14 protein-coding genes are annotated in these 17,362 nt (G+C 60.7%); 12 read left to right on the forward strand and 2 right to left on the reverse strand.

Annotated elements, in window-relative coordinates; all coding sequences use genetic code 11:
• Nucleotides 1-15: 15 nt before the first annotated feature.
• The 4 genes from K6118_RS13300 (at nt 16) to K6118_RS13315 (ending at nt 3,496) form a co-directional block, all read left to right on the forward strand.
• A complete protein-coding gene (locus K6118_RS13300) occupies nt 16-1,071 on the forward strand; it encodes a putative urea ABC transporter substrate-binding protein (RefSeq protein WP_247120868.1) in 1,056 nt (351 codons plus the stop codon).
• 127 nt (nt 1,072-1,198) lie between these two features.
• The gene (locus K6118_RS13305; protein WP_247120870.1) at nt 1,199-1,930 is read left to right on the forward strand and encodes an ABC transporter permease; all 732 of its coding nucleotides are present in this window, start codon (nt 1,199-1,201) and stop codon (nt 1,928-1,930) included.
• Between the two features lie 4 nt (nt 1,931-1,934).
• Nucleotides 1,935-2,879: an ABC transporter ATP-binding protein gene (locus K6118_RS13310; RefSeq protein ID WP_247120871.1), complete on the forward strand. Its 945-nt coding sequence runs from the start codon at nt 1,935-1,937 to the stop codon at nt 2,877-2,879.
• A 2-nt stretch (nt 2,880-2,881) separates the two neighbouring features.
• Entirely contained in the window at nt 2,882-3,496 is a 615-nt protein-coding gene (locus tag K6118_RS13315; protein ID WP_247120873.1) for a hypothetical protein, read from the forward strand.
• Nucleotides 3,497-3,542: 46 nt separating this feature from the next.
• Here the strand turns inward: K6118_RS13315 and K6118_RS13320 are convergent, their stop codons facing one another.
• Complete coding sequence (locus tag K6118_RS13320; RefSeq protein ID WP_247120874.1) at nt 3,543-4,439, reverse strand: LysR family transcriptional regulator; 897 nt, start codon at nt 4,437-4,439, stop codon at nt 3,543-3,545.
• A 134-nt stretch (nt 4,440-4,573) separates the two neighbouring features.
• On the opposite strand from K6118_RS13320, the gene nhaC reads away from it, so the two are divergent.
• The 6 genes from nhaC to K6118_RS13350 are packed head-to-tail and all read left to right on the forward strand — an operon-like array spanning nt 4,574 to nt 11,137.
• On the forward strand, nt 4,574-6,010 hold the full coding sequence (nhaC, locus tag K6118_RS13325; RefSeq protein WP_247120875.1) for a Na+/H+ antiporter NhaC: 1,437 nt from the start codon (nt 4,574-4,576) through the stop codon (nt 6,008-6,010).
• 25 nt (nt 6,011-6,035) lie between these two features.
• Nucleotides 6,036-6,731: a CoA transferase subunit A gene (locus K6118_RS13330; protein WP_247120876.1), complete on the forward strand. Its 696-nt coding sequence runs from the start codon at nt 6,036-6,038 to the stop codon at nt 6,729-6,731.
• Nucleotides 6,721-7,365, forward strand: a complete 645-nt coding sequence (locus K6118_RS13335) for a 3-oxoacid CoA-transferase subunit B (RefSeq protein ID WP_247120878.1) — start codon at nt 6,721-6,723, stop codon at nt 7,363-7,365. Before K6118_RS13330 ends, K6118_RS13335 begins: the two co-directional genes overlap by 11 nt.
• Nucleotides 7,366-8,637, forward strand: coding sequence for an ArgE/DapE family deacylase (locus K6118_RS13340; RefSeq protein WP_247120879.1), 1,272 nt, complete (start codon nt 7,366-7,368; stop codon nt 8,635-8,637).
• Entirely contained in the window at nt 8,634-9,812 is a 1,179-nt protein-coding gene (locus K6118_RS13345; protein ID WP_247120880.1) for an acetyl-CoA C-acyltransferase, read from the forward strand. The genes K6118_RS13340 and K6118_RS13345 overlap by 4 nt, the downstream gene beginning before the upstream one ends.
• Nucleotides 9,809-11,137 (forward strand): aspartate aminotransferase family protein, encoded by a 1,329-nt coding sequence (locus K6118_RS13350; protein ID WP_247120881.1) that lies wholly within the window; start codon nt 9,809-9,811, stop codon nt 11,135-11,137. The genes K6118_RS13345 and K6118_RS13350 overlap by 4 nt, the downstream gene beginning before the upstream one ends.
• Nucleotides 11,138-11,429: 292 nt before the next feature.
• On the opposite strand, the gene K6118_RS13355 is transcribed toward K6118_RS13350, so the two are convergent.
• Nucleotides 11,430-14,003: a TonB-dependent receptor plug domain-containing protein gene (locus K6118_RS13355; protein WP_247120882.1), complete on the reverse strand. Its 2,574-nt coding sequence runs from the start codon at nt 14,001-14,003 to the stop codon at nt 11,430-11,432.
• Between the two features lie 280 nt (nt 14,004-14,283).
• Here K6118_RS13355 and K6118_RS13360 point away from each other — a divergent pair, with 280 nt between their 5' ends.
• Entirely contained in the window at nt 14,284-14,835 is a 552-nt protein-coding gene (locus K6118_RS13360; RefSeq protein ID WP_247120886.1) for a pseudouridine synthase, read from the forward strand.
• A gap of 184 nt (nt 14,836-15,019) precedes the next feature.
• On the forward strand, nt 15,020-17,215 hold the full coding sequence (gene katG, locus K6118_RS13365) for a catalase/peroxidase HPI (protein WP_247120948.1): 2,196 nt from the start codon (nt 15,020-15,022) through the stop codon (nt 17,213-17,215).
• The last annotated feature ends 147 nt before the right edge of the window (nt 17,216-17,362 follow it).

The following is a 17,362-nucleotide window of genomic DNA, read 5'->3' on the forward strand; positions in this document are numbered from 1 at the left end:
GTGGGAGATCATACGATGAAGAAAATCCTGGGACTTATGCTCGGCACCACCATACTGGCGGTGTCTCCAATGACCACACAGGCGGCAAGTGCAGCCGAGCGTTGCGCCATTGCCTGGTCGCACTATACCGGATGGGAACCCGCCGGGTATATTGAGGACAAGGGCTTGGCCAAGAAGTGGGGCGCCAAATATGGTGTCGACCTCTCCTTCACGTTGATCGGTGACTATATCGAAAGCGTCAACCAATATACGGCGGGCGGTTTTGACGGCGTTACCGTCACGAATATGGACGGCCTGACCATTCCGGCGGTTGGTGGTGTGGACACCACCGCGCTGGTAATCGGCGACTTTTCGAACGGCAACGACGGCATCCTGATCAACAGCAAGGACGGCGTCGGCGTCAAGGACCTCAAGGGCAAGGACGTCAAGCTGGTAGAGCTGTCGGTCAGCCATTATCTGCTGGCCCGCGCGCTTGAGAAGAGCGGCATGTCTGAACGCGACGTGAAAGTGGTCAACACATCGGATGCTGATCTCGGTGGCCTGATCAGCACATCGACTCCCGGCGATGCCTTCGTGACCTGGAACCCGATCCTGCAGGCCGGCCGCAATGTTCCCGGCATCCACATGGTTTTCGACAGCTCGAAGATTCCGGGCGAAATTGTCGACACCATCATGGTGCGCACGAATGTCAGCGACAACTGCAAGAAGGCCGTGACCGGCGCCTGGTATGAAGCCATGGCTGCGATGGCGGCGGGTGACCGGGGTGCCATCACCCATATGGCTGAAACCGCGGGCGGTACCGTGGCCGAATTCAATGCCCAGCTCAAAACCACGCGCATGTTCTACGATGCCGGGGAAGCCGCGGCATTCGCACGCTCGGACAACCTTGTCAAAACCATGGACTATGTTCGCAAATTCTCGTTCGACCATGGTCTGTTCGGGGACGGGGCGGATTCGCCTGACTTCATCGGCATCGCCTTCCCGGACGGGCACGTGCTCGGCAATGCCGGCAACGTGAAACTGCGTTTCGACGACAGCTTCATGCAGATGGCCGCCGAAGGTAAACTCTGAGCCTGAAACGCAACACCGGAGACAAACGTTGAAAACGCCAAAGTTATTTGGATTACATGCAAAACCGGGAGGGTGGTTTGGCTTCTTCCTGGCCAGTCTGCCTTTCCTCCTCCTGATCATCGTTTACATGATCGCGAGCGATGCCCGGCTTGCCATCAATCCGAATGACAAGGTGCTGCCGTCCTTCTCGCACATGGCGGATGCCATTGTGCGGATGGCGACAAAGCCTGACCGGCGCTCCGGTGATCTGCTTCTGTGGTCCGATACATTCGCGAGCCTGCGCCGCCTCTTTATAGGGGTTGGCGCAGGGGCGCTTGTCGGGCTCATGGTTGGGCTCAATACCGCCATCTTCCCGGGCCTAAGGGCCATGTCGCGGTCGTTCCTGACCTTCCTGTCTATCATTCCGCCGCTGACGCTTCTGCCGATCCTGTTTATCGCCTTCGGGGTTGGCGAAACCGCCAAGGTGATGCTGATCTTCATCGGTACGGTCTTCGTGATCTCGCGGGACTTGCATCTTTATGTGTTGCAGCTACCGAAGGAGCAGATCACCAAGGCGCTGACGCTGGGGGCCAGCGACCTTGCTGTTACCTACCGTATCGTGCTGCCCCAGATCATGCCGCGTCTCATTGAGACCACACGCCTGACCCTGGGTGGCGCCTGGCTGTTTCTGATCGCGGCCGAGATGATCTCGGCGACAGAAGGCCTTGGCTACCGCATCGGACTTGTCCGGCGTTATCTCGCCATGGATGTCATCATTCCCTATGTGCTTTGGATTACGCTGCTCGGCTTCCTGCTGGACTGGCTGTTACGCTTGGCGGTCGCCCGGCTTTATCCCTGGTACCGGACAGGTAAGGAGTAGTTCGATGAACGGTGAACAAATCCGTGACGGCCTGCGTAAGTCCAGCCTTCTTCATATCGAGGATGTCTATAAACGTTATGGTTCCAAAACCATTCTCGACGATATTGACCTTTCCGTTGCCTCTGGAGAGTTCGTCACCCTTGTAGGGCCGTCAGGCTGCGGTAAGTCCACACTCCTGCGTCTCGTGATCGGCCAGGAGGCACCGTGCGGTGGCAGTATCCTGATGGAAGGTGAACCTTTGGGTCCGCCGACACCTGAACGCGGGGTGGTGTATCAGAACTATTCTTTGTTCCCGCACCTGACGTCTATCGAGAATGTCACGCTCAGCCGTCGGCTCGCCCTTCAACCCTGGCAGTGGCATAGCCGCAAGAAGACTATTCTCGAGGAAGGTATGCACTATCTCGAGAAGGTTTCGATGGCTGACCATGCGCAGAAATTCCCGGCGCAACTGTCTGGTGGCCAGCGCCAGCGTGTCGCCATCGCCCAGGCGCTGATCCAAAAATCCCGTATCCTGTGCATGGACGAGCCCTTCTCGGCACTTGACCCGGGGACACGTGAAAGCCTGCAAATGTTCCTGCTTGAGCTCTGGGAGGAAACGAAGATGACCTTCTTCTTCGTGACCCATGATCTGGAGGAGGCGGTCTATCTTGGGACCCGTCTGATCGCGCTGTCGCAATATTACACTGATGACCGCAACCCGGAGGCACCCCGCGGCGCCAAGATTGTCGTCGACCGCAAGTTCGGGCCGTCGGATCATGCGGTTTCCCCGTCGGTCAAGTCGACCGCGGAATTCGCAAGCGCGGTACAGGAAATCCGGAAGCAGGCCTTCGACCCCCACTATCTGCAGCATGTCACCAGCTTTGACTTGTCGCACCCCATGAGTTGGGTGACCCATAACGCTGGTGAAGTTGCTGGCGAGCAGCCGGTCCAGCCAGGCCCGGGCCGTTAACCATGCCGCTTCATCGCCGGGATTTTCTGGAAGCTTGCGAGTGGAATCCGGGTCTGGATCATGGTGAGCGTACCTTGGGCGAGGTGCTTGAAACGCTGCCTGGGGTCGGGCCCGAGGCCATCCATTGGCTGGTACGCCTGATTGAAAACCCGCGGTCGCCGCTGGCCTTTCCCGGCCAAATTTCGCTGGAGCGCCACGACGCCCTGCATGTGCTTCTTGGCCGGGGCCTCAATAATCAGGATGAAGCCTTTGTCATAGGGTTCACCATGGGCGCCGCCCGCTCGGCACGGCCATGGCATCGGCGCCTGTTCCTATGGATTGCCAGGCACCTGTATCCCGCGCCTTATCGGCTGGAGTCTGATCATGAAATCGCTTTTGAACTCGGCTTTGGGCGCGGGCGCAAGCACAAGGTTCAGGACATTCACCTGATCCCGATCGAAACCATGCTGGGGGAAACGGTTGCCGCAGTGCGCCGCAAGATCGGCATTGATCTTTTGGATCTGTATTCTGCTTACTGCGAGGAAAAACTGCGCCTTCCTCATACATTGGAAAGCCGCCGCCTTGATACCGATTATGACGGTATCGACCCCAGTGCCATTCGCCGTCCACCAGAATAAGACCACAGCGATTGATGCTGTGCCAACGCAGAGACTAAGTGGCGGGTCAGGTGCTGGTGGTGTCCTTCAGGATATCCCGGATCAGCTGGACGGCTTGGTTGCCGCGCCATTTCTTCTGGTAAACCATGGCGAAGGAATAATGGATCTTCGGGGTGAAGGGCAGGGTGACGGTTCCGCTGCCCACACTGTCGGCCGCGGTGATCGGGTTCATGATGCTGACGCCGACACCGTTTTCCACCAGCGCGCAGATGCTGCCGATGTTGGCTTCGGTTTTGCCTGAAAGCGCGATCTGATGATCGTCGATCAGCTTCAGTACCTGGTCGGCGGCGATGTTCGGCTGGTTGGCGACAATCAGGTGCTGGCGCCGCAGGTCTTCAATGTCGACCGCCTTTTTCTTCGCGAGCGGATGGCCCTTGGGCACGATGCAGACGGCTTCGGTTTTGGCGATCCGCTCCAGGTGCAATTGCTCGCTGGTGATCGGCATGGTGACGAAGCCGATGTCGAACTGGCCTGCCTCGACCGAGCGCACCACTTCGGATGTGGACATGATGTCGAAATAGACATTCAGCTTGGGGTTCATCGCCAGCATGCGCGCGACGATGCGCGGCACAAAGCCGAACGCCAGCCCCGGGATGGCGGCGACCCGGATGCGGGAGACGCCGAATTCGCGCAGCGCCAGGATGCTGTGCTTCAGCTCATCCAGGTTGAACATCAGCTTCAGGATGGCGTTATAGAGCTCCTCCGCCTCGGGCTTGGCGACCAGCCGGTTCTTGTCCCGGATGAAAAGCGACAGGCCGAGATTTTCTTCCAGAACGCCCAGGGAACGGCTGACGCCGGACTGGGTGACACCCAGCGCCTTGGCGGCCTTGGTGGCCGACCCGGTTTCATAGAGGGTCTTGAAGATGGTCAGCGATTTCAAAGAGGACAGGTTCAGCTCAGCCATAATTTTTACTCATCGAATGATACAAAATCATCATATATTGTTATGTCAGTGCCATCAAGTGTATGGTCGTGCCTACTGGGGAGTAGATTAGCCCGCGAGGGCGAAAATGAACGCGTATCTTGCTGGGAGGACCGATGACAGCCGATTATGAACCGAGAGGTATGAAGCTTGCGGGCGCCTTGAGCGTCGTCATCTTCCTGCTGGTCGCCATTTCCGTCCAGGTTTTCGTGTTCGACAACACGGGCTCGACCCAGATCACGCTGATCATCGTCACTGCCTTTGCGTCCATCGTCGCCATGCTGTATGGCTACCGCTGGCATGATGTCCAGGAAGCCATCCTTTACGGCTGCAACATCGCCATGCTGCCGATGATGATCCTGATGATGGTCGGGGTGCTGATCGCCAGCTGGACGGCGGCGGGCACCATCCCCGCGCTCATCTATTATGGCATCAAGCTTCTGAACCCGGACTATTTCCTGTTTTCCGCCTGCCTGATCTGTTCGATCGGCTCGCTCTCGACCGGCAGCAGCTGGACCACCGCAGCCACCTTCGGCGTCGGCTTCATGGGCATCGGCCTCGGGCTCGGCATTCCGCCCGAATATACCGCGGGCGCGGTCATCTCCGGCTCCATCTTCGGGGACAAGATGTCACCCCTGTCGGATTCCACCAACCTGGCGTCCGCGGTCGCGCAGGCGGAGCTGTTCGACCATGTGAAAAGCATGCTCTACAGCACCGTACCGGCGATCCTGCTCGCGCTCCTCATTTATCTCATCATGGGGCTGTCGGCGGGACACGCCGCTGTCGTGAATGACACCAAGGTACAGGCGATCCTGGGTGGCATCAGCGGGAAATTCTCGCTCAACCCCATCGTGCTGTTGCCGCCGTTCCTGGTGGTTTACCTGATCATGAAGCGGATGAGCGGGCTTGCGGTCATGATCATCGCCTCGCTTGCGGGCATGGCCATCGCCGTCGGCATCCAGGGCTATTCGCTCAATGACATGCTGACCTACATGAACTTCGGCTTCAAGTCCCAGATGGGCGTGCCGGAGGTGGACAAGATCCTCTCGGGCGGCGGGCTCCAGAATATGATGTGGACCGTCTCGCTCGGCTTCATCGCGCTCTCCATGGGCGGGGTGATGGAAAAGACCCATATGCTGGAGGTGATCCTCAAGAAAATCCGCCCTCTGGTTCATACGACCGGCGGGCTGGTGCTTACCCACGTGCTGTCGTCCTTTGCGGTCAACCTTCTGTCCGCCAGCCAGTTCATGGCGCTGATTATCCCGGCGCGGATGCTGGTGCCGGTGTACCGGGCGCAGAAGCTGTTGCCGCAGATCTGCTCACGCGTGAGCGAGGATTCGGCCACGGCCACGTCGCCGCTCGTCCCCTGGGGCCTGGGCGGGGTTTATTACACCTCGGTCCTCGGCGTCGCCACGCTTGACTATCTGCCCTTCACCTTTTTCGGGCTGATCGTGCCGTGCATCACGCTCATCTATGCGTTCAGCAACACATTCATGTTCCGCGAAGGCGATATCGAGACCAAACGGACCTACTCATCTGCCGCCGCGGAATAGGCGGACTTTGGAGACTTAGTAAAGAATGAACAAGCAAGCGACACTTGAGGAAGCGATTGCCCAGATTAGGGATGGTGCGTCCATCATGGTCGGCGGCTTCGGCTCGCCGGGGACGCCCTTCTGCCTGATCGAGGAGCTGATCCGTCAGGGCCAGACCGGGCTCACGCTGATCAAGAATGATGCGAACGAGCAATCGATCGGCATCAGCCGCCTCATTGAAAACGGCCAGGTGAAGAAGCTGATCTCCACCCATATCGGGCTCAACAAGAAGGTCGTCGGCATGATGAATGACGGCAGCCTTGAGGTCGCCTTCTTCCCGCAGGGGATTCTGGCGGAGAAGATCCGCACCACGGGCGCGGGCAGCTTCGGCTTCCTGACCGACATCGGGCTCCATAGCGAAATCACCGACCCCAAGGATGTGATCGTCTGGCAGGGCCGCGAGGTGAAGATCGAACCGGCGCTTTATGCCGACGTCGCGCTCATCCATGCCCACACGGCGGACCATTTCGGCAACCTGACCTATCAGGCGACGGCGATGAACTTCTGCCCGCTGATGGCGATGGCGGCGGATACGGTCATCGCGGAGACGTCCAATGTTGTGACCCCCGGTGCGATCCAGCCGGAGGCGGTTCACACGCCGTCCGCGTTCGTGACCTCGGTTGTCGCGGTGGATACCGACCGCCCGGAATATGGTTTGATGGAGGGCCGCTATGAGCGTTGAGAAAATCCTGAAGCGCGCTGCCCGGGAAATCCAGGACGGCCAGACTATCAACCTCGGCATCGGCCTGCCGACCATGCTGGTGGAATATCTGCCGCTGGATCATGACGTGATGATCCATTCGGAAAATGGTGTCCTCGGCACCGGGCGGAAGGCGAACGAGAAGGAAGCCAACCCCTACCTGATCGACGCCGGTGGCAGCTATGTCACCACGCGGCCGGGCGCCGCCTTTTTCGACAGCGCGGTTTCGTTCGCGATGATCCGGCGCTCCAAGCTCGATATGTCGGTCATGGGCGCGTTCGAGGTCGACCAGGAAGGCAACCTCGCCAACTGGAAGATCCCCGGCAAATTTTCGCCCGGCATCGGCGGGGCGATGGAGCTGGCGCAGAAGACCGGTACTATCCTGATCCTCTGCACCCACACGGATAAATACGGCAAGTCCAAAATCCTCAAGAAATGCACGCTGCCACTGACGGCGGAAAAATGCGTTTCGCGTATCATCACCGACATGGCGGTGATGGACGTCACGCCGGAGGGGCTTGTCCTCAGGGAAGTTGCCGAAGGCCTCACCCCAGAGGAGGTCATCAAGGCAACCGACGCAGAGCTTATTCCGGCGGACACAATCGGGAGCTTCTAGATGATTTCGGAAACTGAACAGAAAATCCTCGATGCCTGCGACCAGATCTTCCCGCGGGTGATCGATTTCACCAAGGCGATGGTCAGCGAATATGGCGTCCTCAACCAGGAAGCCGGGGTGCTGGATGTGGTCGAACGGGAGATGGCCGACCTCAAGCTGCCGGTGACCCGCGTGCCCATCGATGAGAAGCGCCTCGGGGGCCACCCGCTGTTCGCGCCGGTCGAATGGGGCTACGACAAGAAATATAACCTCGTCTCTCCGATCAATCCGGGGGCGAAAGGGCGCTCACTGGTGCTCAATGGTCACCTGGATGTGGTGCCCGCAAGCCCCGAAGGCATGTGGCAGCGTCCGCCCAACGAGCCGTGGGAGAAAGACGGCTGGCTTTATGGCCGGGGTGCGGGGGACATGCAGTCCGGCGTGGCGGCGATGATCTATGCCGTGCACGCGCTCGCCGAAGCCGGGGTGGACATCAAATCGCCGCTGACCATCCAGGCGGTGGTTGAGGAAGAATGCACCGGCAACGGCGCGCTCGCCTGCCTTGAACGCGGCTATGACGGCGACTTCGTCCTGATCCCGGAACCGTTCGGGCCGTCGCTTTATGCCGGTCAGGTTGGGGTTCTGTGGTTCAAGGTCGGCATCGAGGGCACGCCCGTGCATGTGCTCGATACCTCCGCGGGCGATAATGCGATCCAGAAGCTCCAGCTCCTGATCCCGTTCCTTGAGGACCTTGAGGCCGAGCTGAATGAGAAACACCGCACGCCGCCCTATGACCGGTTCGATCATCCCTTCAACCTGAATATCGGCAAAATCGCCGGTGGCAACTGGGCCTCCAGCGTGCCGTCCTACGCCGAAATGGAAGGCCGGATCGGCTTCCCCCCAGGCATGACGGCGAATGAGATCATGCAGAAGGTGAACGACTGTATTGAAGCGGCGTCCGCGCGCCTGCCTGCCTTCAAGGACAAGAAGCCCAAGCTGCGCTTCCACGGTTTCCGCTCCGAAGGGCATCTGATCGACCTCAAGGACCCGGGCATCAAGATGCTGTCGAGCTGCCACCACGCGCTTCTGGGCGCAGAGCCGGAGCTTTTTTACGCCACCTGCACCACCGACCTTAGGGCCTTCCATTTCTATAACAAGACGGCGGGCACCTGTTACGGGCCGGTGGCGAAACGCATCCACGGTGTCGACGAATGCGTGGACATCGAATCGATCCGCCACACCCTGAAAACCTACGCGCTGTTCATCAGCCGCTGGTGCGACATAGGCCAATCATGAAACCTGTTTATGTAACTGAGTATGCGCGCTCCGCCTTCACGCGGGCGCACCCCAGCAAGCCGGGCGTCGACGCCTTCGAAGGCACGCGGGCGGACAGCCTGCTGGCCCAGCTGATTGACCATACGCTCGAGCGCGCGCCCTATGACGGCGCGGACGTTGAGGAATTGGCGATCGGTTGTGCGCTGCCGGTGAATGACCAGTGGAATTTCGGTGGCCGTTACCCTGTTTTCCTGTCTGGCCTCGCCGATAGCTGCGCCAGCCGCACGATCGAACAGCAGTGCGGGTCCGGCCTTGCCGCGATCAGGAGTGCAGCGCTGTCGGTTGCCTCGGGGGCGGCGGATATCGTGATGGCGGGCGGCTATGAAAACATGACCCGCGTGCCCATGGGCCCGGCGCTTTTCGAGGCCGGCACGCTTACGGTGCCGGACCTGCCCGCGGACGCCTATGATGCCCGCGTGGTGATGAATATGGGCCTGACCGCCGAAGCGCTGGCCGAAAAAGGTGCTATCAGCCGCGCGGCGATGGATGCGTTCGCGTGTGCCTCCCACCAGAAGGCATCGGCCGCTGAAGACGATGGCTTCTTCGACGGCGAACGGATATCGCTGCAAACGGCGGATGGTGATGCCGTTGCCAAGGATGCCTGCATCCGCCCGGACACCGACCCGGAAAGGCTCGCCTCGCTCCGCTCCGTCTTCAAGGAGGACGGTGTTATCTCCGCGGGTAACAGCTCGCCGCTCACCTCGGGCGCGGCCGTCATGACGCTGATGTCGGAAGAGGCCGTCAAGCGCACCGGCGCCACCCCAAGGGCCCGCATCCTCGCCTGTGTCGACCGCGGCACCAAGCCCGAGCTGATGGGCCAGGGCGTTGTGCCCGCGTGTGAGAAAGCGCTCGCGCTCGCCGGGCTTGGCGTGGACGATATCGACGCCTGGGAAATCAATGAAGCCTTCTCAGCCGTGCCGCTTTATGCTGCCAAGGCGCTGGGGATCGATGAGGACCGTATTAACCGCCGGGGAGGCGCGCTCGCGCTCGGCCATCCCCTGGGGGCGACCGGCATCCGCCTTGCCGGGACTCTCATGCGTATTCTGGAGGCGGAAGGCGGCCGCTATGGCTGTGCCACGGCCTGCATCGGCGGTGGTCAGGGTATTGCTCTTGTCTTGGAAAGGGTTGCAGCATGAGTTTTGTTGCGCACAGGTCACTGAATGACACCTATAGGAAGGTTGTCCGCGGCGACGGCATCTATGTCTATGACGCCGACGGCAACAAGTATCTGGATGGCTCCTCGGGCGCCGGGGTTTCCTGCCTCGGCCACAGCAACGAGCGGGTGGTTGCCGCGATCAAGGACCAGGCTGACAAGCTGTGTTTCGCAAGCTCGGTCTTCTATACCAACGACCCGGTGGAAGAACTGGCTGAGGTGTTGGTGCGTGACGCACCCGGCGATCTGAACTATGCCACGTTCGGCTGTGGTGGATCCGAGCAGGTCGAAGGTGCCTTGAAGATCGCCCGCCAGTATCATGTGGACCGGGGCCAGGCATCGCGCACCATGATCATCGCGCGGCGGCAGAGCTACCACGGCATGACGCTCGGCACGCTCAATGTCGGCGGTCATGTGCAGCGCCGCCAGCTTTATGCGCCGATGTTCTCCCCCACGCACCTGATTGCGCCGCACTATGCCTACCGCGAGCGCCGCCCGGATGAAACGCCGGAAGCCTACAGCCTGCGCGTCGCCAATGAGCTTGAGCATAAAATCCTCGAGCTCGGCGAAGACAATGTCGCCGCCTTCATCGCTGAGCCGGTCGTCGGTGCCACCAACGGCTGCGTCGCGGCGGACAGTGTTTATTTCAAGCGTATCCGCGAAATCTGCGACCAGTATCATGTGCTATTAATACTCGATGAGGTCTTCTGCGGCATGGGCCGGACAGGCACGCTCTATGCCTGCGAGCAGGACGGTGTCATCCCGGACCTTGTGGTGCTGGCGAAGGGCCTCGGCGGCGGTTACCAGCCGGTGAGCGCGCTGTTGATCTCCGAGCGCATCATCAACGTCATCAAGGGCGGGCGCGGCTATATCGCCAACGGCCATACCTATATGAACCATCCGCTCAATTGCGCGGCGGCTTTGGCGGTCCAGCGTGAAATCCGCGAGCGGGACCTGGTTGCCAACGTGGCGAAGCAGGGTGCGTACCTTCGCACGCGGCTGGAGGCTACCTTCGGGCAGAACCCGCATGTGGGGGACATCCGCGGCCGCGGCCTCATGCAGGCGATGGAGTTCGTGCAGGACCGGGAGACGAAAGAGCCGTTCCCGGCTGCCACGCAGCTTTGGCAGAAGGTTCAGAAGACGGCGATGACCCATGGCCTCATGTGTTACCCGAACCAGGGCACGGTCGATGGCCTGAGGGGCGATCATGTCATCATGGCGCCGCCCTATATCATCACCGAAGCCCAAATCGACGAAATGGTCGACACGCTTGAAAAGGCTGTCACGGAGGTCCTGGCGGGTCTCTGACGGCTTTTGAATGCAAAACGGCCCGCGCTGATTTTATCTCAGCGCGGGCCGTTTTTGTTTGTGTGCTTTCCCCGAAGTACCGACACGCCGAACCCTGCTCATAGGGGAGGGGCTACGTGTCCGGCATGCCGGCATCCGTGAGTGCTTGAAGGCACCCTGGGGGATCGGTAGGAAGAACCCCGGCCAGAAGGTTAAGGGGTACTCGGAACTTCACTCGGAAAGCTCTTCTGGCCGGGGCGCTCGGATGGGTGAAACAACTGCCCTCACACCTGCTTCACCCTTATCTCAAGGTTCAGTCGAACGTGTACCTGAGGCGGGCATAGTAGCTGCCGCCATTGATGCCCATCGGCGAGAATTCAGGGTACTTGGCACCCCAGCCGGTGGCATACGGGTTCAGGTCCGGATAGTTGTTGAACAGGTTGCTGGCGCCCACGACGATGCCGACATGGTCGGTGACGTCATAGCCGACTTCCAGATCAACCGTCATTTCCGCGCCCGGGGTCAGTTCGAAGTAGGACAGGTGGCCGTTGAAATATTTACCGTAATAGTTCAAGCGTGCCAGCCCGCGCCATTTGCCCTGATGGTGGGTAACCGTCAGGTTGCCGCGGTAATGGGGCATGCCTTCTTCAAGCGTCCGGATGCGGATATTGTCCAGAAGGCCAGGCGTGTAATGCTTGACCTTGGTCTTGGTCCAGTTCGCCGACAGGCTGATGTTGGTGACCCCTTCGTCCCAGTCGATGGACTTGGTGGCGACAACGTCGATACCTTTGGTGTTGGTGGAAAAGTCGTTGGTATAGTAGCGGAAGTTCGCAAACGACGTCGCACCGGAGATACCCTGGGATTCCAGAAGCGCTGCCTCTTCGGACGTGATGCTGAAGAAGCTGGAGACGGTGATCCGGTCATTCACATTGACGTTGAAATAATCCACCGTCAGGTCAATGCCGCCAAGCCTGAGCACGGTCCCGATTGTGTAGCTGTTGGACTTTTCCGGGCCCAGCGGCTTGCCGCCGAACTGTTCGGCGAGCGGGGTGGTCGGCGGGATGATGCCGCTGTTCACCAGCACGCCGTTCTGCAGCACGCTGCTGACGTTGACGATGTTGGCCTGGCCCGGCGTCGGCGCGCGGAAACCGGTGGAGTAGCTGGCGCGCAGGGTCATCCAGTCGGTCAGGTCGTAGCGGCCCGAGAATTTGACGTTGGCGGTGTCACCAAAGTCCTGGAAATGCTCCCAGCGCACGGCGCCGGTCAGCAGGAAGTTCTGGGCGATCTCGGCTTCCGAATCCAGATAGAAGGCGATGTTGGAACGGCTGAAGACGCCGGAGGCCTGGTTAGACAGGCCAACATAACCCTGCGAGCCTCCGGAGAAGCCCTGGTCGGCCAGCGGGCCGCTATCGTAGGATTCCGGGTCGCCCGCGTCGGCTTCGAAGGTCTCGTTGCGCCATTCGAAACCACCGGCCAGCATCAGGTCGCCATAGAAGGCATCGACCGGAACCGGGTAGGTGAGGTCGACGTTCAGGTCCTGCTCCGACTGGCGGAAGGTGCCAGCCCGCATGATGCGCGGCGTGTTCGGACCGTAGGAGGCGTTGATCGAATCGACCGTGAAGGCAGCCTTGTTGGTGCCGGCGCTGAAGCTGACATCGTAGGTCATGCCCGATTCCAGGGTACCGCGCAGGCCGGCCACGCCGGACATATCGGTGACGACACCGCTCAGCGACGGCGTGAAACCGCCTGGGAATATTTCGTTGAAGGCGAAACAGTTGGCGCCGACAGCGGTCGAGTTATCGCTGATAAGCGCGAGGCCAGCGGCGTCGCCCGCGGCGAAGCTCGGGCAGCTGATGCCGGTGCCGATACCGTCAAGATCGGCGACAAGCGCGTTGGAGCCTGTGGTGTAAACGCCGGCGCGGCTGTTCGGGTTGCGGTAGTAAAGCCCGTTTTCAGCTTTCTTCTTGGCGAAGTTGCCGAAGGCATAGAAATGCATGGTGTCGCTGAGGTCCACGCCCATGTTGGCGATCAGCTTGATGTCATAATCGACCTTGGGCGAGCCCCAAACCTGCGCCGGGTTCGGCACGTCCGGGATACCGGCTGCCGTGAGGGCGGCGGCGTCCGCGCGCTGGACCGAGCGGTCGGTGGCGCTTGCCTTGGAATAGGACGCGCTCAGGTTCACGAAGCCTTCCGACGTGAAAGGCAGGCCGACGTTGCCGTCTACCTGAAGATTGTCCCCGTCCCCGGCATAGGTGCTGCCGTATTTGGCTTCGAGCGTGCCGCCCGAATTGTCGTCCTTGAGTTTGAAGTTCATCACCCCGGCGATGGCATCGGAGCCATACTGGGCGGCCGCGCCGTCGCGCAGCACTTCAACCTGCTTGAGGGCGACAGGCGGGAAAACCGAGATATCCGGTCCTTGCGCGCCGTTCGAATCCCCGGCGGTGTAGAAATTGATAACCGCCGAACGGTGGCGGCGTTTGCCGTTGAGGAGCACCAGCGTATGGTCGGCTGCGAGCCCGCGCAGGCTGGCGGGGCGTACGAAGGTCGAGGCGTCACTGATCGGCTGGGCGCTGACATTGTAGGAAGGCACCACCGTACGCAAGAGCGTGCTCATGTCGTTGCTGCTCTGGTTCTCGAAATCGCTGCCGGAGATGACATCGATCGGCGCCGGGGAATCCAGCGCAGACCGGCCGCGGGAGCGCGTGCCGACGGTGACGATCTCTTCAAGCTGGGTGACGTCCTTCTTGGCTTTTTCGTCTTTCTTGGTCTGATCCTGTGCGATCGCGCCGGTGGTGATAAGCCCCCCCAATAGGGCGACGGCGGATACGCTGCTCAATATGCGCGACACCGTCAGGTGGCGCTGCTCTTTTATCTCACTTCCATTCATATTATTTCCTCCTTCCCCATTGCTGAACCGCTGATTTCTGCGGGCTTCCGGGGGGAGAAATATAAAATGCCGGACAAAAGCATGACAAGATATGATCGATTTTCATTAATCAATGACTATATCTCATGTTTAATGAGAGCGGGGGCGGCACGGGCCAAACTGGCGTAAGGCATTGACTTGTCATGACGCTTTGTGCCTTACCCTACGCAGGATAACAGCAGCAGCCCTGATGCCGATATCCGCCCCCACCTGCTATTTGGGGAAAAATGGAAATGGAGCCATGTCGCGTTTGATCCTGTTTAACAAGCCGTATGACGTGCTGTCGCAGTTTACCGACCGCGGCACGGTTACGCCGCGCGCCACCTTGTCGGACTATATCGACGTGTCCGGCGTTTACCCGGCGGGACGGCTCGACCGGGACAGCGAAGGCTTGCTGCTGCTCACTGATGACGGCCGACTGCAGGCGCGCATTTCCAGCCCCAAATTCAAGATGCCCAAAAGCTATCTGGTCCAGGTTGAGGGCGAGCCGGATGAGGCGGCGCTCGATAGGCTCCGGAAGGGTGTCGAGCTGAAGGACGGCCTCACCCGCCCGGCGGCGGTCGAGCGGATTGACCCGCCGGACCTGTGGCCGCGGACCCCGCCGGTTCGCTTCCGCAAAAGCGTGCCGGATACCTGGCTCCGTCTTACCATCCGCGAAGGCCGTAACCGCCAGGTGCGCCGCATGACCGCCGCGGTCGGCCACCCGACCCTCCGGCTTATCCGCTGGAGCATTGGCGACTGGAGCCTGGACGGCTTGCAGCCCGGGGAATGGCGGGACGCTCCCGCCCGGTAACCAAGACCCCGCCTTTCTTCCGAAGCCCGCGGCGCCTTAATCGGATTACGCGATTAATGAAACCTGCATAATCAATTTCACTAGATGAAATTTGAGTCCTACTAAGAATGATCATCAATCTTAGGAGGGAAGGTCAATGCAACGCACATCCAAATTCAAGCAGGCCCTGTCAGCCATCGCCATTATGGCGGCGGGACTGTCATCCGTGGCGGCACCGCCCGCGGCCATGGCTGAGGATAAGCCGATCACCAATGACTATTGGTGGCCGAACCGGCTGAACCTGGCGCCGCTCCGCCAGAACTCGCCCGCGTCCAATCCCATGGGGCAGGACTTCGACTATGCCAAGGCCTTCAACAGCCTTGACCTGAATGAGGTGAAGAAAGATCTCGTCAAGGTCATGACCACGTCGCAGGACTGGTGGCCGGCCGACTTTGGCAACTATGGCCCCTTCTTCATCCGCATGGCGTGGCACGCGGCCGGCACCTACCGCATGATGGACGGCCGCGGCGGCGCGGACGGCGCCATGCAGCGTTTCGCCCCCTTGAATAGCTGGCCGGACAACACCAACCTCGACAAGGCACGCCGCCTGCTGTGGCCGGTGAAGGAGAAGTATGGCCGCAACATTTCATGGGGTGACCTGATGGTGCTCGCCGGTACCGTGGCGATGGAATCGATGGGTTTCAAAACCCTCGGGTTCGCCGGTGGCCGGGTTGACGCTTACCAGCCGGAGGAGGTCAACTGGGGCCCTGAAGGCGAATGGCTCGGCAGCAACCGTTTCATGGGGGAGGCTCGCAAGCTCAAGGGCGACCTGGCCGCGACCCGCATGGGCCTGATTTACGTGAACCCGGAAGGCCCGAACGGCAACCCGGACCCGCTCCTGGCTGCCAAGGACATCCGCGAAACCTTCGGCCGCATGGCGATGAATGACGAGGAAACTGTCGCGCTGATCGCCGGTGGTCATACCTTCGGTAAGGCGCACGGCGCCGCCCCCGCCAAACATCTGGGCGCGGACCCGGAAGCCGGCAGCCTTGAGGAACAGGGTCTCGGCTGGAAAAACAGCTACAAGACCGGCAAGGGTGCCGACACCATCACCAGCGGCCTTGAAGGCGCCTGGACGGTAAGCCCGGCTGAATATACCCACAACTATCTCGAAAACCTGTTCGGCTTCGAGTGGGTGAAGACCAAAAGCCCGGCGGGCGCCACCCAGTGGAAGCCCAAGGATGAGACCATGAACGAGCTGGTACCGGATGCCCATGACGCGAACAAGCGCCATGCGCCGATGATGTTCACCACCGACCTGGCGCTCAAGGAAGACCCGGCCTACCGCAAGATCGCCCAGCGCTTCCTCGATAACCCGGACGAATTCGACAAGGCTTTCGCCCACGCCTGGTTCAAGCTGACCCACCGTGACATGGGCCCGCGCTCGCGTTACCTCGGGTCGCTTGTGCCCAAGGAAGTGATGATCTGGCAGGACCCGGTGCCGGCGGTCGACTATAAGCTGGTGGACGCAGGCGAGGTCAAAGCCCTGAAGGTTGCGGTCCTCAAGTCCGGCCTCAGTGGGCCTGAACTTGTCCGCACCGCCTGGGCCTCAGCCTCCAGCTTCCGCGGCACCGATATGCGCGGTGGTGCCAACGGCGCGCGTATCCGCCTGGCGCCTGAAAAGGACTGGGCCGCCAACGACCCGGCTGAGCTTGCGAAAGTCGTGAAGGTGCTGGAAGGCATCCAGAAGGACTTCAACGCAGGCCAGAAGGACGGCACCAAAATCTCGCTCGCCGACCTGATCGTCCTCGGCGGTGCTGCCGCGATTGAGGATGCGGCCAAGAAGGCGGGCATCGATGTCGAGGTGCCGTTCAAGCCGGGCCGGACCGATGCGACAGCGGCTGAGACCGACGCGCCTTCTTTCGGAGTGCTCGAGCCCAAGGCTGACGGCTTCCGCAACTATTTCGCCGACGGCAACCCGCGTTCGCCCGCAGAAATGCTGGTGGAAAAGGCGGCGTTCCTGACACTGTCGGTGCCGGAAATGACCGTGCTGGTTGGCGGCATGCGCGCCCTGGATGCCAACGCGGACCACAGCAGACACGGTGTGTTCACCGCGCACCCGGGCACGCTCAGCAACGATTTCTTCGCCAACCTCCTGGACATGTCCACGGTTTGGAAGAAGTCGGGCGATAGGGACGGCGTCTATGAAGGCCATGACCGCGCGAGCGGCAAGCTCAAGTGGACGGCGACGCCGGTGGACCTGATCTTCGGCTCCAACTCGGAACTCCGCGCGATTTCGGAGGTCTATGCCGCCGATGATGCCAAGGAGAAGTTCGTGAAGGACTTCATCGCGGCCTGGACCAAGGTCATGACCCTCGACCGGTTCGACCTCCGGACCTGATCGGGCGAGATGGGGCCTATCCCCATGAGGAGAAATGGCGGCGGCGTTTCATACGCCGCCGTTTTTTTGAGGGCAGGGGCCGCGTGATCCAGCGGGGGCATGCGCGCGTACAAGTTACATGTATGCGCTCCATTTACAGACAGGCCC

The organism is Kordiimonas marina, from assembly GCF_023006325.1.
Lineage (GTDB): Bacteria > Pseudomonadota > Alphaproteobacteria > Sphingomonadales > Kordiimonadaceae > Kordiimonas > Kordiimonas marina.

What these genes read in the sequence shown, in the direction of transcription:
- K6118_RS13300 (WP_247120868.1), top strand. Translation starts at nt 16, where the DNA reads ATGAAGAAAATCCTGGGACTTATGCTCGGCACCACCATACTGGCGGTG.
- K6118_RS13305 (WP_247120870.1), top strand. Translation starts at nt 1,199, where the DNA reads ATGATCGCGAGCGATGCCCGGCTTGCCATCAATCCGAATGACAAGGTG.
- K6118_RS13310 (WP_247120871.1), top strand. Translation starts at nt 1,935, where the DNA reads ATGAACGGTGAACAAATCCGTGACGGCCTGCGTAAGTCCAGCCTTCTT.
- K6118_RS13315 (WP_247120873.1), top strand. Translation starts at nt 2,882, where the DNA reads ATGCCGCTTCATCGCCGGGATTTTCTGGAAGCTTGCGAGTGGAATCCG.
- K6118_RS13320 (WP_247120874.1), bottom strand. Translation starts at nt 4,439, where the DNA reads ATGGCTGAGCTGAACCTGTCCTCTTTGAAATCGCTGACCATCTTCAAG.
- nhaC (WP_247120875.1), top strand. Translation starts at nt 4,574, where the DNA reads ATGACAGCCGATTATGAACCGAGAGGTATGAAGCTTGCGGGCGCCTTG.
- K6118_RS13330 (WP_247120876.1), top strand. Translation starts at nt 6,036, where the DNA reads ATGAACAAGCAAGCGACACTTGAGGAAGCGATTGCCCAGATTAGGGAT.
- K6118_RS13335 (WP_247120878.1), top strand. Translation starts at nt 6,721, where the DNA reads ATGAGCGTTGAGAAAATCCTGAAGCGCGCTGCCCGGGAAATCCAGGAC.
- K6118_RS13340 (WP_247120879.1), top strand. Translation starts at nt 7,366, where the DNA reads ATGATTTCGGAAACTGAACAGAAAATCCTCGATGCCTGCGACCAGATC.
- K6118_RS13345 (WP_247120880.1), top strand. Translation starts at nt 8,634, where the DNA reads ATGAAACCTGTTTATGTAACTGAGTATGCGCGCTCCGCCTTCACGCGG.
- K6118_RS13350 (WP_247120881.1), top strand. Translation starts at nt 9,809, where the DNA reads ATGAGTTTTGTTGCGCACAGGTCACTGAATGACACCTATAGGAAGGTT.
- K6118_RS13355 (WP_247120882.1), bottom strand. Translation starts at nt 14,003, where the DNA reads ATGAATGGAAGTGAGATAAAAGAGCAGCGCCACCTGACGGTGTCGCGC.
- K6118_RS13360 (WP_247120886.1), top strand. Translation starts at nt 14,284, where the DNA reads ATGTCGCGTTTGATCCTGTTTAACAAGCCGTATGACGTGCTGTCGCAG.
- katG (WP_247120948.1), top strand. Translation starts at nt 15,020, where the DNA reads ATGGCGGCGGGACTGTCATCCGTGGCGGCACCGCCCGCGGCCATGGCT.